17 protein-coding genes and 1 other RNA gene are annotated in these 15,555 nt (G+C 39.0%); 11 read left to right on the top strand and 7 right to left on the bottom strand.

Annotated elements, in window-relative coordinates:
• The first annotated feature begins 3 nt into the window (after positions 1-3).
• From G498_RS0112700 to G498_RS0112665, 8 genes are all read left to right on the top strand, one after another.
• Positions 4-660, top strand: coding sequence for a sigma-70 family RNA polymerase sigma factor (locus G498_RS0112700; protein WP_026981494.1), 657 nt, complete (start codon positions 4-6; stop codon positions 658-660).
• Between the two features lie 196 nt (positions 661-856).
• The gene (locus G498_RS0112695; RefSeq protein WP_211227766.1) at positions 857-1,525 is read left to right on the top strand and encodes a VOC family protein; all 669 of its coding nucleotides are present in this window, start codon (positions 857-859) and stop codon (positions 1,523-1,525) included.
• A 189-nt stretch (positions 1,526-1,714) separates the two neighbouring features.
• Positions 1,715-2,392 carry a response regulator transcription factor gene (locus G498_RS0112690; RefSeq protein ID WP_026981492.1) on the top strand — a complete coding sequence of 226 codons (678 nt, stop codon included), beginning with the start codon at positions 1,715-1,717 and terminating at the stop codon, positions 2,390-2,392.
• Entirely contained in the window at positions 2,389-3,663 is a 1,275-nt protein-coding gene (locus tag G498_RS0112685; RefSeq protein ID WP_026981491.1) for a sensor histidine kinase, read from the top strand. The genes G498_RS0112690 and G498_RS0112685 overlap by 4 nt, the downstream gene beginning before the upstream one ends.
• Positions 3,664-3,731: 68 nt before the next feature.
• Positions 3,732-4,181 (top strand): PepSY-like domain-containing protein, encoded by a 450-nt coding sequence (locus G498_RS0112680; protein ID WP_026981490.1) that lies wholly within the window; start codon positions 3,732-3,734, stop codon positions 4,179-4,181.
• Entirely contained in the window at positions 4,182-5,006 is an 825-nt protein-coding gene (locus G498_RS15170) for a DUF2490 domain-containing protein (protein WP_051269907.1), read from the top strand.
• Between the two features lie 335 nt (positions 5,007-5,341).
• Positions 5,342-6,187 carry a tetratricopeptide repeat protein gene (locus tag G498_RS0112670; protein WP_026981489.1) on the top strand — a complete coding sequence of 282 codons (846 nt, stop codon included), beginning with the start codon at positions 5,342-5,344 and terminating at the stop codon, positions 6,185-6,187.
• Positions 6,188-6,269: 82 nt separating this feature from the next.
• A complete protein-coding gene (locus tag G498_RS0112665; protein WP_026981488.1) occupies positions 6,270-6,695 on the top strand; it encodes a DUF1801 domain-containing protein in 426 nt (141 codons plus the stop codon).
• A 71-nt stretch (positions 6,696-6,766) separates the two neighbouring features.
• Here the strand turns inward: G498_RS0112665 and G498_RS0112660 are convergent, their stop codons facing one another.
• Positions 6,767-8,383, bottom strand: a complete 1,617-nt coding sequence (locus G498_RS0112660) for an ABC-F family ATP-binding cassette domain-containing protein (RefSeq protein WP_026981487.1) — start codon at positions 8,381-8,383, stop codon at positions 6,767-6,769.
• A 157-nt stretch (positions 8,384-8,540) separates the two neighbouring features.
• Here G498_RS0112660 and G498_RS0112655 point away from each other — a divergent pair, with 157 nt between their 5' ends.
• Entirely contained in the window at positions 8,541-9,950 is a 1,410-nt protein-coding gene (locus tag G498_RS0112655; protein ID WP_026981486.1) for a TlpA family protein disulfide reductase, read from the top strand.
• 134 nt (positions 9,951-10,084) lie between these two features.
• Here the strand turns inward: G498_RS0112655 and fsa are convergent, their stop codons facing one another.
• From fsa to ffs, 5 genes are all read right to left on the bottom strand, one after another.
• Entirely contained in the window at positions 10,085-10,741 is a 657-nt protein-coding gene (gene fsa, locus G498_RS0112650) for a fructose-6-phosphate aldolase (protein WP_026981485.1), read from the bottom strand.
• Positions 10,742-10,781: 40 nt separating this feature from the next.
• On the bottom strand, positions 10,782-11,585 hold the full coding sequence (locus tag G498_RS0112645; RefSeq protein ID WP_026981484.1) for an SDR family oxidoreductase: 804 nt from the start codon (positions 11,583-11,585) through the stop codon (positions 10,782-10,784).
• Between the two features lies 1 nt (position 11,586).
• Positions 11,587-11,976: a hypothetical protein gene (locus G498_RS15165; RefSeq protein ID WP_161625344.1), complete on the bottom strand. Its 390-nt coding sequence runs from the start codon at positions 11,974-11,976 to the stop codon at positions 11,587-11,589.
• Between the two features lie 61 nt (positions 11,977-12,037).
• On the bottom strand, positions 12,038-13,036 hold the full coding sequence (locus G498_RS0112635; protein WP_026981483.1) for an enolase C-terminal domain-like protein: 999 nt from the start codon (positions 13,034-13,036) through the stop codon (positions 12,038-12,040).
• A 64-nt stretch (positions 13,037-13,100) separates the two neighbouring features.
• An RNA gene (gene ffs / locus G498_RS15660) (signal recognition particle sRNA small type) lies at positions 13,101-13,199 on the bottom strand.
• A gap of 88 nt (positions 13,200-13,287) precedes the next feature.
• Between ffs and G498_RS0112625 the strand changes: the two genes are divergently transcribed.
• Together G498_RS0112625 and G498_RS0112620 are read left to right on the top strand one after the other, a co-directional pair.
• Positions 13,288-14,364, top strand: coding sequence for a glutaminyl-peptide cyclotransferase (locus tag G498_RS0112625; RefSeq protein ID WP_026981482.1), 1,077 nt, complete (start codon positions 13,288-13,290; stop codon positions 14,362-14,364).
• Between the two features lie 50 nt (positions 14,365-14,414).
• Entirely contained in the window at positions 14,415-14,744 is a 330-nt protein-coding gene (locus G498_RS0112620; protein WP_026981481.1) for a HopJ type III effector protein, read from the top strand.
• Between the two features lie 65 nt (positions 14,745-14,809).
• On the opposite strand, the gene G498_RS0112615 is transcribed toward G498_RS0112620, so the two are convergent.
• Positions 14,810-15,418 (bottom strand): hypothetical protein, encoded by a 609-nt coding sequence (locus G498_RS0112615; RefSeq protein ID WP_026981480.1) that lies wholly within the window; start codon positions 15,416-15,418, stop codon positions 14,810-14,812.
• Positions 15,419-15,555: the final 137 nt, after the last annotated feature.

Below are 15,555 nucleotides of genomic sequence, written 5' to 3'. Positions count from 1 at the left end.
TCAATGAATTCATTCGAACAATATACCGATTTTGAACTGGTACAAAAGATTCTCGCGGGCGAAACGGAGTTATTTGAAATCATCATCCGCAGGAATAACGCGGCTTTGTACAAAATCGGAAGATCCTACAACTACAACCATGAAGATACACAAGACTTAATGCAGGACACTTACATTGATGCCTTTACCCATTTATCGAAATTTGAAAACCGCGCGACTTTTAAAACCTGGATTATAAAAATCATGCTTAACAACTGCTTCCGCAAGCAGCACAAATGGAATTACCAAAATATTACCGCCAAAGAAATAACCGATAAATCCCAACCGATGTTTTCAAACCCCCAACATACAGACACCAACAGCTCCGTTCTAAACAGAGAACTGAAATTGGTTATTGAAAACGCCCTGCAAAACGTCCCGACAGATTACCGCCTGGTTTTCACCCTGCGCGAAGTTAACGGCCTGAGTGTGGCGGAGACTTCAAATGTGTTAAACATCAGCGAATCCAACGTAAAAGTCCGCTTAAACCGCGCCAAAACCATGCTCCGTAAAGAAGTGGAAAAAGCCTATTCCGCAGAAGAAATTTTTGAATTCAACCTCATTTACTGTGACACCATGGTTGAAAAAGTGATGCAGAAACTTAAAGAACTTCCTAAGTAAAAGCATCGCATTAAAATCACCTTTACTTTCCTCTTTTTTCGTTAAATAACAGCACCGCAAGAACCAGACAAAATTATTAGCGGGTTTTTAAATTTTTGGTGATACACTTCCCTCCTTCACCCTTTTCCCTTTTCCCTTTTCCCTTCTCACTTTTCACTATCTTTGTAAACACCAACCACCCAAAAACCAAACCGTTATGAATAATTTCAGTAACCGCCCTCGTTTAGACAGAGCCAAAATGACAAGACCAAAAAGGAATAAATCCTTTTTTCTGTGTGCCATTGCGCTTTGCCTGACAACCTCTTGTTCAAATTCAAGTCAGACAAATAATCCCGACAAGTCAGTCAATCAGAACACCACAACAAACGACATTAACACAACGATTAAAAATAAAAATATGATTACTCAAAAAATTACCCCCTCAATTTGGGTAGAAACAACAGATGCTAAAGCCGTTGCCGACTATTACCTTTCAATTTTTAAAGACGGTAAACTTAAGGAACACCACAAATACACAAACCCACCGGAAGCAGGAGGCGGAAAATTTGAAACAGCGCTTATTGAAATTGCCGGTATGGAAGTAAGTATTTTAGCAGCAGGGCCGTTTCAGAAATTTAATGAGTCCGTTTCCCTTGTGATTAATACAAAAGATCAAGCCGAAACAGATTACTATTGGAATGCATTGACTACAAACGGCGGACAGGAAAGCTCCTGCGGCTGGTGCAAAGACAAATACGGTTTATCCTGGCAGGTGGTTCCAGTTGAATTTTATGAACTAATAAACAATACTGACCCAAAAATCAGAGAAAAGGCATTGAAAAACACTTTACAGCAAAAGAAACTAATCCTTTCCGAGCTTAAATAAACCCTGTTTCCTGACAGAAACCTATGATTAAGCAGCGCAAAACCGAACTGCTGGGAAGCCTTGTATTCCTACTCCAGCAATATTCTGAAAAAGGAAGGAATTCCCAACTCTTTCCCAAATTCAATCCTTAACTTTGTGGCTGTGAAATGCTTTGTATTCTGTCAAACCTAAAAAGCAAATTAGTTACAGATGAAAATTCTGATTGTTGAGGATGAACCCGCCTTGCTGAAAACCTTAGTCGATTCACTTACGAAAGAGTATTTTGTAATTGAAACGGCGAACGACTTTTATTCGGCAGAGGAAAAAATGGAATTGTACGACTACGACTGCATTTTACTCGACATTATGTTGCCCAACGGCAGCGGACTTCAGCTTTTGGAACAACTGAAAAAAGCAGGAAAACAGGGAAATGTCATCATTATTTCTGCCAAAGATTCGCTGGACGACAAACTAAAAGGCCTTGAGCTCGGAGCCGACGATTACCTCACAAAACCGTTTCACATAGCCGAACTCAACGCAAGAATTAAAGCCGTAATCCGCAGAAACCAGTTAGACGGAAAAAACACGATTGAAATTGCAAACACCGTTTTAGACTTAAAAGAACGCACTTTCGTTGTAAACAATACAATCGTTCCGCTAAACCGAAAAGAGTTTGATATCCTGAATTACTTTCTGCTCAACAAAAATCGTCTGGTTACCAAAACAGCTTTGGCAGAACACGTTTGGGGCGACAACACAGACCAGGCCGACAATTACGACTTTATTTATTATCAGATTAAAAATTTGCGGAAGAAATTAACCGAAGCAAAAGCGGAAATAGAAATTGAAGCCGTTTATGGCATCGGATACAAGTTAACGGAACAATGAAATTATTAAACAAATCGCTCATTTACCTTTCGGTTTCGCTGTTTTTTGTTATCGGCCTCTGGACTGTTGTTTTCTATTTCAATATGTTCCGGGAAATTAAAGAAAGTATTGATGAAGGCTTAGAAAATTACAAACGGCAAATTATCTATCAGGCTCAAAAAGACCCGACCATTTTAAATAAAAAAACTTTTGCCGAAGGCTTTTTTGCCATTCGGGAGATTTCGCAGGCACAAGCCGTAGCCATGACAGACACGTATACCGATACGATAATGCTGATGCAGGATGCCGACGACGAAGCCCCCGAGCCGGAACCCGTTCGCCTGCTCAAAACCGCGTTTGAAAATCATGGAAAATACTACGAATTGCGCGTTATCAATTCTATGGTGGAAGAAGATGATTTGGTTAAAGAATTGTTCCGCGAAGCCCTTGGTCTTTATCTGCTTTTGATTGCCATCATCATTTTCATTAACAATTTTGTGCTGCAACGTCTTTGGAAACCGTTTTATTCCTTTTTGAATCAGCTTAAAAAATACCGCATTGGCAACAAGTTCCCCGAAGTAAAAACCGAAACACAGGAATTTAACGACCTGCAAAAAGCCGTAACCATTTTGCTGCAACGCAATGCGGAAACCTACGAGCAACAAAAGCAATTTATCGGCAATGCTTCCCACGAACTGCAAACGCCTTTGGCCATTGCCACCAACAAACTGGAACTGCTCATTGAAAAAGGAAACTTACAACCCGAACAAGCTGAAAACATTGCAGAAACGATAAACATCATTGAACGTTTGGTGCGTTTAAATAAATCGCTGTTGCTTTTAACCAAAATTGAAAACAACCAGTTTTTAGACAACAAAACGGTTTCGTTCAACGAAGTGGTAAAACAGAGCGTAAACGATCTGGAAGAAATTGCCGACTACAAAAACGTAACCATTTCCGTTTCTGAAACTTCCGAATTAACGGCACACATGAACCTTTCGCTTGCGTATGCTGTGGTTTCAAACCTTTTGCGGAATGCCGTTTTTCACAATACAGAAAACGGAACCGTAACCGTTACCATTTCTGAAAAAGCAATTACCATCCGCAACACGGGAAGCAAAACGCCAATCAGCGAAACACAATTATTTTCGCGTTTTCACAAAACTGAAAGCAACACAAACGGCACCGGACTTGGTCTTGCCATCGTAAAAGCCATTTGTGATTTATACGAATTCCCTATCGTTTACCGTTTTGAAAACGACTTGCATTGTTTTGAATTGCGGATAAAATAATTTTTCCGTTCCCAAATCTTTCCAGATTGCTGACTGAACTTTGGATTATAATTTAAAATCTAAAGAAAATGAAGAAGGTATTTTTAATGGGTTCGCTTGTATTGGCACTATTCGCCAACACAGCATCCGCACAGGATTTACATCAAAGTCAGGTTCCGTCGTTAGTACTAAACAGTTTTCAGAAAGCATTCCCGAAAGCAACTGACGTAGAATGGGAACTGGACGGACAAAACTACAAAGCAGAATTTGAAACCGGCCTGCTTGGAACAGACCACGACGTCTGGTACAGCAAAACAGGAACGTTAATTCGCCACAAAGAAGAAATTTCCAAAAACAAATTGCCTCAGAAAGTGTTGGCAAAAATCAACCGCGACTTTAATGGTTATCGTGCAGACGACGTGAAAAAAATTACCGAAGGCGGCAAAACAACCTACACTCTTGAACTGAAATCATTCACAAAAGAATGGAAAGTGGCGTTGGACAGCGAAGGAACTCTTTTAAGTAAAGTGGCCGACTAAATGAAAAAGCATTTTATAAGTACATTGTTTTTCTGCTTCTTTTTTGGCACCGTATTTTCACAAATCAGTCCGCCCGGCTTGGGCAAAACCCAAATCGCGGATTGGTTTGCTTTTGGTGTCCGTCAGGAGTTGGACACGATTGAAGGCAAAGGCTGGCAATCGATGTCATACATCGGCGTGGCGCGAAAAAGCAATCCCGACAATTACAACCCGTTTTACAAACCCGCCATTTTAGTAGTTAATCAGGAATTTTATCATCAGTTTCATGAAACCTGGCAGTATTCTTTGGCACTAAGCTACCGCAGACAGGACGAATATTCAGACCAACCGCCTTACGAACATGATGATCCGAGATTAAAACAGGAATTCCGTTTGTACAGCCGACTTTCTTACATCTTCAGTACTTCACGAATAAAACTCGTACCGACCTTCCGACAGGAATTCCGCAAATTTTATTCGCCTGACTTTAAAAACTTAGACGAAGATTTTCAGTTTCGTTCGCGCCTTCGTTTGCAACTGACTGTAAATTTAGACGAGGACAATCAACATCGTCTTATTGGAAGTTCAGAGCAATTATTTTCGATAAGCAAAGAAAATAAGTCCAACACCCGGACCGATTTTAAGTATCGCGAAAGCCGCTTTTCCCTGTATTATTCTTATTCGCCAAAAGCATCACCGTTTATTTTCAGCCTTGGTTATATGAACAATCTGGTCGGACAGAAAAATCCGTTTAGCGCACATTATGCAGGATTTGACATCGTGATTGAAAATCCGTTTAAACTGCAACAACGTCGCAAAGCCAACATTAAAGAGAATTTTGAGTAACCTGTTTTGCTCCTTTTGTTTTTTTTTTGTCTTTTTACAGCCAAACCCTCAACCAACAAGGCGGACGTCATTACTGCCAGAAGCGCTTTGTTACAAACAACACCTTTTACAATGACAAAGTTGTTGTGAAACGAAACGCGCTTGTGATTTTTTGCTTTGAAATTTCATTTTGATCACAACTTTTTTGTGAGAGAGAATCCCTATACAGCACCATCAATAAAAAACAATATTTTTCTTTCTTTTTTAAAATTGCATTAAGATTTTGATAAATTTGTCAGAACACTAATACTCCTACAATTTTGAAGTTGGGAATAACCCTAATACCAAACCTTATTATGAAGCAATTTATTACTTCCCTTGTTCTCACCCTTACTTTTTTTTCCTATTCCCAAAGCGAACTCAAATTTGATAAACGGTTTGGGCAGAGTGAAAACAAATGGGTTGTTTTTCAGCCGGACAGCACCGGAGTTTACAATTTCGGATTTATTTACATTGATGAGCAGGCGGGTTTTACTTTTGACTATTCCGGAACCTTTGCCATAAATAGCAGCGGAAAATATATTCCTGAAAAAATTGACAGCAAAGGCCGAATGAAATACCGTTTGCAACCCAACAATGTACTTGTTGCTCATATCCCTGAATCAAAACTAAATGATTTAGAAGTTACTCCTGTACCGGATTGGCTGCAATACTATGAAGGCGATAAAAATTCCATTGAACGACTATACCGATGGGGATATTTATACAATGGAATGCATGAATGCGAAAAAGCATTGGAATATTTAAAAAAGGCGGAAAAAATCAACCCAAATCATAATGGGTTAAGTGTTGAACTGGCCTTTTCATACAATTGTTTGCAACGCTATGACGAAGCATTGGTTGTGCTTCAGAAAGCGCTTAAATATAATGAACAAGACGCTTATACTGTTAAAGAATATATTTTTGCTTTAGTAAAGAAAGGAAGATTAGAAGACGCTAAAGCTTATTTCCGAAAATCACAGAAAACCCTTCAGGATAAAACATATATCCCCGAAAGTGCCTACAACATTCTACATCAGTATTTTTTGAATAAAGAGGTTAAAAAATTTGACGAATGGCTGAAAGAATCTGAAAGCGTTTTGGCAACAAGTCCTCAGTTTAAAACTATGGTAGAGAAAATGAAAAACGAGATTAAAAACTAACAAGGACACACAAATACATATCACATAGCAAGATATTTGGTATCTTTGATAGTAGAAAAACTCAACAAAACCATAAATAAAGATGGACATACCGAAACAAATCGAAGCTTACATTAACAGTCATCCGGAAGCGAAACGCAATGACATGCAAACCCTGCACCACATGATTCTGGAGCTGAACCCGGCCTGTCAGTTATGGTTTCTGGACGGAAAGAACAGTGAAGGCAAAGTCGTTTCCAATCCCAATATCGGTTACGGACAACTCAATATCCGATATGCAGACGGTACAAGCAAACCGTTTTATCAGATTGGTATGAGTGCCAACACTTCGGGTATTTCGGTTTACATCATGGGCATTAAAGACAAAACGTATTTACCCAAAACATTTGGAGAAAAACTCGGAAAGGCAAGTGTTACAGGCTATTGCATTAAGTTCAAAGCCCTGAAAGACATCGACACGGAAATACTGAAAGCCACTGTAGAATTCGGGTTTAACAATCAAAACTAAAACGGAACTGACGTAAAATCAACTCCAAAAATTCCATAAAAAATCCCGCCAATCAGCGGGATTTTTCACTATTAAGAATACATCTTCGTTCTCAGTTCTTTAATTTTCGGATCGTCAAGGTAATCGTCAAACGTCATGTAACGGTCGATAACGCCGTTTGGCGTAATTTCCACTACTCTGTTGGCAACGGTTTGCGCAAACTCGTGGTCATGTGTGGTAAACAATACCGACCCTTTAAAGTTTTTCAACGAGTTGTTGAAAGCCGTAATCGATTCCAGATCCAGGTGGTTGGTTGGTTCGTCTAACATTAATACGTTCGCTCTGATCATCATCATACGCGATAACATACAACGCACTTTTTCCCCTCCGGACAATACAGAACCTTTTTTTAACGCTTCTTCACCGGAGAACAGCATTTTCCCTAAGAAACCACGTACGTACACTTCGTCTCTTTCAGGTTCGGTTTTCGCCCACTGACGTAACCAGTCCACTAAGTTTAAATCGGTTTGGAAAAATTCGTGGTTTTCAGACGGTAAATAGGATTGTGTGGTGGTAATTCCCCACTCGTAGGTTCCGGAATCTGCTTTTAAATTGCCGTTTAAGATTTCATAGAAAGCGGTAGTGGCACGGGAATCTCTTGAGAAAACCACCACTTTATCACCTTTGGCCATGTTTAAATCTACATTTTTAAACAACACTTCCCCTTCAATGGAAGCGCTTAAGCCCTGAACATTCAGAATCTGATCTCCGGCCTCACGCTCCTGTTCAAAAATAATCGCAGGGTAACGACGGCTGGACGGTTTGATTTCTTCCAGATTTAATTTATCAATCATTTTTTTACGGGAAGTTGCCTGTTTCGATTTGGCCACGTTCGCCGAGAATCGACGGATAAACTCTTCTAATTCAGCCTTTTTCTCTTCGGCTTTCTTATTCTGTTGTGCTCTTTGCTTTGCTGCTAACTGAGACGACTCATACCAGAACGTATAGTTTCCGGAATAATGGTTGATTTTCCCGAAGTCGATATCCGAAACGTGCGTACAAACCGCGTCCAGGAAGTGACGGTCGTGAGAAACCACCAAAACCGTATTGTCATAATTTGCTAAGAAATTCTCTAACCAGCCGATGGTTTCAAAGTCAAGGTCGTTGGTAGGTTCGTCCATGATTAAAACGTCCGGATTTCCGAAAAGCGCCTGTGCCAATAAGACACGTACTTTCATCTTTCCTTCCATGTCGCCCATCAGTGTATAATGATGCTCGGCTCCGATTCCTAAATTCGATAACATGGCTCCGGCATCGGATTCGGCATTCCATCCGTCCATTTCGTCAAACTGCATTTGCAATTCTCCGATACGGTCGGCGTTTTTATCGTCGTAATCGGCATATAATTCATCCATTTCTTTTTTAATGGCGAACAATACTTTATTTCCCATCAAAACGGTTTCCAGAACCGTGTGGTCGTCAAACATATTGTGGTTCTGGTTTAAAACCGACATACGTTTTCCGGGCTCAAGGATTACGCGCCCTGAAGTAGGCTCGATTTCCCCGGCAAGTATTTTAAGAAATGTTGATTTTCCGGCACCGTTTGCCCCAATAATACCGTAGCAGTTACCCTGGGTAAAAGTTACGTTTACTTCGTCGAATAAAATTCGCTTACCAAATTGTACCGATAAATTTGAAACTGTTAACATTGATTGCTTATTTTTTTTTAAAGTGTTGCAAAAGTAGAAAAAATAACGGAGTTTTGATGCGGTTTATTTAGAATGTGTTTATGCTTAATTTAACTGTACCTTAACAGCAAGTTAAGTATTACAAAGTTACTTTTGTTTGGTAATTAACTGATTTTGAATGTTTGCCTACTTTAAAAACCTACTACTTCCGCTAACAACGGTAACCATTTGTTCTTTCTTTTCCTGCCAGAAGGAATTTAAAGATGACAACTATACTGCTTATTTTGGTGGCGAAATCGTTAATCCAAACAACAGATATGTCTTATTATTAAAGGACAATGAGGTAATCGACTCTATTTTACTGGACGAGAAAAACCGTTTTTTAAAGAAATTCGACTCGCTGGCACCGGGCATGTATACCTTTAAACATGAACCGGAATACCAATACATTTATTTCGACAAAAACGACAGTTTAATGATTCGCCTGAACACCAAAGAATTCGACAACTCCTTGGTTTTCTGCGGTCGCGGCGATTTAAAAAACAACTTCCTGATTGAAATGTTTCTTAAAAATGAAGAAGACCGAAACGCTTCATTTGGCCTTTATGACAAGGATTACAAACATTTCACCAAAAGCATCGATTCGTCCTATAAGGTTAAAAAATCTTTCTATTTAAGACGTAAAACAGAAATCGGCTGGAATGAAAATTTTGATCAGTATGCCAAAGCCTATCTGGATTTAAGTCATTTGGCCAAAAAAGAGATTTACCCGATTGCGCACAAAAGAAGAACAGGCGAAGACATTTGCCAAAAACTTCCGAAAGATTATTACGCATACCGAAAAGACATCAATTTTAACAACGAAGAACTTTCAACTTTTGTTCCTTTTGTCCGTTATCTGAACGCTTTGCTGAACAATTATGTGTACAGAGATTGCGACAGCGAAATTCAATACGAAAAACAGGCACTTGAATACAACATCCAAAAGCTTAATATTGCCGATACACTTATCGACAACAAAAAAATCAAGAATGCCGTATTGAACAATATTGCGTTTATGTATTTGCTGGAAGATCAGAACATGGCGAACAACAAAAAATTCTTCGACCGTTATTTCCAGTTGTCCACCGATAACAGCAAGCACAACGAGATTAAGAAAATCAGTAACGCAGTACAATATTTATCACCGGGAAATAAACTTCCCAAACAGGATTTCATAAATGTTTTCGGTGAGAAAATTGATTTCCAGCACATGGTTAACGGACAGACCGTAGTTTTTTTCTGGACCGTAAGCGCAAGATCACATTTTGAAGGCTCACATAAAAAAGCCATGGAACTGAAACAAGAATATCCGAATTTAAACTTCGTTGCCATAAACATCGATGAATCCAAAGAAAAGTGGGAAGCCACGCTAAACAATTATAATTTTACCAGCACAGTGGAAATTCACGCGAATGACGCCCAAAAACTTAAGGATGAATGGGTTATTACCAAAATCCACCGCGCGATATTGTTAAACCCTGACGGAACCATCAAAAACGCCTTCATCAGTTTATTTGAACCGGATTTCGGAAGCTATTTGAAGTAGTTCTCAGTCGCAGTTTACGGTCAAAAACACAAAAATATTCATAGATTTTCAACATAAAAAAGGATTCAATTTTATTGAATCCTTTTTATTTTTAAGTAAAGTGAGTCACTGAAAACTGTGACTGCGACTGCTTACTATTTATTCCCTTTCTCGTAATCTGCAATAAACTGCGCAATTCCTATATCGGTTAACGGATGTTTCAACAAGCCCATGATGGATGATAAAGGTCCCGTCATAACATCAGCACCAATTTTAGCACAGTTAACCACGTGCATGGTGTGACGTACTGAAGCCGCTAAAATCTGCGTTTCAAAAGCGTAGTTGTTATAAATCTGACGGATTTCGTCAATCAGGTTTAAACCGTCTGTGGAAACATCGTCCAAACGGCCTAAGAATGGTGAAACATACGTTGCTCCTGCTTTGGCAGCCAAAAGCGCCTGACCTGCCGAGAATACTAAGGTTACATTCGTTTTGATTCCTCTGTCTGAAAAATATTTACAAGCTTTGATGCCTTCTTTAGTCATTGGTAATTTTACCACGATTTGCTCGTGTAAATCAGCAAGCTCCTCACCTTCTTTAATCATGCCTTCCAAATCCATGGCGTTTACTTCGGCACTTACGTCTCCGTCTACGATATTACAGATGTCAACATAATGTTTAAGGATATTGTTTTTCCCTGTAATGCCTTCTTTCGCCATTAACGACGGATTTGTGGTTACTCCATCTAAAATTCCTAACGCCTGAGCTTCTTTAATCTGCTCTAAATTTGCTGTATCAATAAAAAATTTCATATATAAAATAGTTGTGTTTCAAAATTAATCGGTTGCAAAATTACAATTTATAATGGTTCATTAATAATTTCTCATACATTTTGTCCGGAATCACACGTTTCAGCACAATCGAAAATTTCTGCATAAAAGCACCAACTTTATAATGTACATTCGGATTTGGGTTCTGGATAATTGCATAAATCGCCAACGCCATATCGTTCGGGTTGCTGCCGCTGTCTACGTGTTCGTTCATTTCTTTCAGCGTATTACCGTACGGAATTTCATAAGCCGAACCTTTTAGAACCGGAGCATGGTAACGTCCGGCGACAATATTGGTGGCAAAATCACCTGGCGCAACATTCGTAATCTGTACGCCGAAAGATTTGGTTTCCATGCGCAACGCCTCCGTAATCAGTTCCAAAGCGCCTTTTGAGGCGGAATAAACGCTTCGGTAAGGTAATCCCATATAACCGGCAATAGACGTAATATTAATAATCAAACCGGATTTCTGTGCGCGCATTTGCGGCAAAACGGCTTTCATTACTTCAATTGGTCCGAACAAATTGGTTTCAAAATTGTTTTTGATTTCTTCGGATGGAATTTCCTCCAAAGGCCCGGTAATACCAACTCCTGCGTTATTGATGACAATATCCAGACGTCCCGATTTTTCAATTACTTCGGAAACAGCTTTTTTGATGCTTTCTGTATTGCGGACATCTAAAGCGACCAATGGAAAAACGGAATTTTCCACACGCTCGGGATTTCTGCTGGTTCCGTAAACCGTAAATCCTTTTTGGTGTAAAAATTCCCCGATTGATTTACCGATGCCGGACGAACCTCCGGTAATTAAAACGACTTTGCCCATTTTAGATATCTGCTACTATTTCAAAAACTCCGTCAATTTTCTCTCCACTTATTATGGAAGTATAATACACTAAACCGTTTTCAATTTTATTGATTTGCACATTCATGGATGTACCCGGGCCAAATGGGAATTCGGGCACATTGATTTCTATTATCTTGGCCTGATACTCACAGTCGTTAATCCATTTAAGTTCTGATTTAATGTAGTATTTGCCATTGTTCAGATACTCTGTGATTTTGTCCCCTTTAATTACGATATAGGAATTAGGATCATCGATATCCATATATCTTAATCTGCAGTCTTTTAAAACTTTACAATCGATTTTTTTAGATTGACCAAAAGAACTAAAGGAAAAAGCAATAAGCAAAAGGAAGGCACTAAATAATCTCATCTGTTTTTTAGTATAAATTAGGATAACAATGCGAAAGTACGCATTTTTAGAAGTTTTCCAACTATAAAATCTGAATCCCGAGCCCAGGTTTTTCTGAAAGCAACACTTTTCCGAATGCAATTTTAGAACCGTTTGCAATATCGTTTGAAATTAAGTTTGCTCCGTCTAAATCCACAAAATCCACTAACGGAACCAAAGCGGCTCCGGCAGAAATTCCAACGGTGGATTCCGTCATACAGCCAATCATAATCCTGAAATTCAGATTTCTGGCAGTTTTAATGAGTTCCAGAGCCGGAGTTAAGCCGCCGCATTTGACCAATTTGATGTTGATGCTTCTGTAATGCGGTTTCAATACTTTCAAATCGATGTTTTCCTGACAGTCTTCGTCGGCCATCCAGTTTGGAAATTTATCGGCGTTTAAATTTGAATAATGCTCAGCTCCGGGTTTCATGGGTTGTTCCACATACGTAAATTGCTGTGAAAGCTCATGATTTTCGAGCCATTGGCATTGTTCCGCTGAATAACTTCCGTTAGCATCTAAAGCGACTGTTTTTCCGCAATTGAGGAGTTGTTCAATTTCTTTTTCGTTAAAATGATTGCATTTTACTTTGAATTTCGTCCAGGCGGATTGTTCAATTTTCCGGAGTTGTTCTTCGATTGGTGCCGTACTGATGGTGATGGAAGATTCCGGCAACTGATTCACGTTGATCGCATTCAGTTCGATAAAACTTCTGTTTTCCAGTTTCCCAAACAAATCCCAATACGCACAATCCAATGCAGAACGCAGAAAACTAGGTAGTTGCAGACTTTCTAAAAACTGACAAAATGCTGTCGGATGATTTATACTCTGGCTTTCGATTTTGACTTTTATAAGATGTAGTTTTTTATCAAAATCAGCTAAACTGATGTGGTAATAGTCGATTCCGGTACATTCTCCGTAACCTGAAAAACCGTGTTTGGAAAGCTGCACCACAAGCGCTTCTCTAAAGGAATAACTTCCGTAAGAAATTGAAAAGGTTTCTTTTAGATTAAATCTAACAATTTGCCAGGATAAAACCATTGGTAGTATTTGAATGGCTCTAAAATAAAAAAATCTCCTCAAGGGAGATACTATTTTTCTGAAAAAATGGCAAGCGACCTACATCGCACCGCTACAACCGCATACCTTTGCTGTGTTCCCACCCTGGAGGAGTCTGCAGGAGCTGGTCGTGTAGGACTTGCCGGTGCAAATGTACAACTTTTTTATTTTTTTGCAAGGCAATTGGACGATAATAAATAACGTTGTATATTGCTTCTATCAATTTTTAAACCATGAAAAAGCATAACTCTTTAGCTTTCATTTTATTAGGCTTAGCTATAATTTCCTGCGACGGAAGCAAAAAAGACGGAGAAAATTTATTTTCCATCAATTCCGACAATTTAAAAGTACAATATCAGCCTCAGGAATCGCTTTCGCTGACCCTGAAAAACCCTGAAAACAAAGTTTTAGATTCGGTTATCTATTACATCAACGATAAAAAAATAGGTTCCGTAAAAGGGAATGAAAAATTAGATTTCGCTTTCGCGGATCAGAAGTTAGGCTATCAGAACATCAAGGCTTTGGCCTATTACGAAGGGGAAAACGCAGAAACGACTTATCGTGTGGAACTGGTTTCCGACATTCAGCCCAAACTGTTGAACTATACGATTGTGAACACTTATCCGCACGATTTAAAAGCTTACACGCAAGGGCTTGAATTCCATAACGGTATTCTGATTGAAAGTACCGGAAACGGAGCCGGAAACGGGACAGGCTTACGAGGAAAATCATCCCTGCGCAAAACCGATTACAAAACCGGAACTGTCAGCAAAATTGTAGAATTACCCGATCACGTTTTTGGTGAAGGTTGTACGGTTTTAAACAACAAAGTATACCAGATTACCTGGCAAAACAACGAAGGTTATGTGTATAATGCGGATACTTTCGAAAAAGAAAAGACCTTCAAATATTTCAAAAACATGGAAGGCTGGGGCTTAACCAACGACGGTAAAAACCTGTTGATGTCGGATGGTTCCGAAAAAATCTATTTTGTCGATCCGGTGGATTTTAAAGAAGTGGATTACATCAATGTGTACACTGCCGGAACGAAAATCAAGGCCGTAAACGAAATGGAATGGATTGACGGAAAAATTTACGCCAACATTTATACCATGGACGCGGTTGCCATCATCAATCCTAAAAACGGTGCTGTTGAAGCGGTTATTAATTTATCCGATTTAAAAACAAAAGTAACGCAACATCCGGACATTGACGTATTAAACGGTATCGCCTACAACCCGAAAACCAAAACCATTTTTGTCACTGGTAAAAACTGGGATAAAATGTTTGAGATTAAGGTTAGTGAATAGTGAAAAGGGAGAAGAAATTTTCTTAAAAAAAACAAAAATTGCTGGCAGTAATGAGTTTACCTGATAAAGTTAAGACAAATCCTGAATCCGTTTCGTTTGCTGAAGTAATCGAATACATCGACTCGAATTTCACCTTTACTCCTACCCGGTTTACCAACGGCGAAACGGTAAACGAGGCGAATCAGAATAACGGTTCCTGTAAAATATTTTATTTTGCAAAAATGCATTCGCTATCTCAGGAACAAACCTTACAGTTATTCGGAGAGTATTACCGCATTGACGTGTTGCAGCATCCGGACAGAACCGATCATCAGAACATCCGCAACTTCATGAAATTTGGTTGGAAAGGCATTCACTTCGACAACGAGGCTTTGCGATAACGGTAACAAATCAATATAAAAAAACTCCTCAAATTAATGAGGAGTTTTTTTTTAAAGCCGATGGTTTATTTTTTCTTTTTGGGAGCTGCAGCAGCGGTAGCGGCAACAAATTTTTTATCGGTTGGATTATAGGTATATTTTGTTTCGCTCTTTTTATCTTTCAGAATAAAATCTCCGGTTGGTAAAAGCGTAAATTCAAACCCTTCACGACGCATACGCTCCTGGGTTTCGGAAGCATTTTTCAGTTTGTCTAAGAAAACTTTTTCAACAATATGCGTGGTGCTCTGTACATTGCCGATCATTTGGGTTTTCGTGGCTACGTCCCAGATTTCGGAAACGATTACGGTAGCATCTTCTGTTTTTAAATCGGTTTTGGTGGTACCTTTTTCGGTCCAGGAAATATAATACATTGGTGTTTCTTTGGCTTTGAAACCCGTGATTTTTACTTCAGACAAAGTATTTTTAGCGTCTACCGGCTTTGAAAAAAGGAGTTCTTTTTTTCCGTCGGCAGTTACATAAACATGAACTTCGTTTTTAACTTTTTCGGCAGTCAGGTTATCGGTTTTGGCTAAAACTCCTGTTTCGGTTTTGGTTTTAGCAGTACTTTTTTTCTTTTGGCTAAAACCCGTAATGGTAAATAAGGTTAATGCAATTAGCAATACTGTTTTTTTCATAATAATTTATAGTTTTCTTGGAATGGAAAAATACAAAATTATTCGTCAAAAAAGCAAATGTTCAGATATTTAACAAATATACCGTTTGCTGTTACCCTAAAAAAAAAAATAGGCCGTCCTTAAGGGACGGCCTATTC

It is taken from the genome of Flavobacterium suncheonense GH29-5 = DSM 17707 (genome assembly GCF_000430025.1).
Classification (GTDB): Bacteria; Bacteroidota; Bacteroidia; order Flavobacteriales; family Flavobacteriaceae; genus Flavobacterium; species Flavobacterium suncheonense.
Note: the sequence above shows the minus strand (reverse complement) of the source record. Positions and strands in the feature narration are given on the sequence as shown.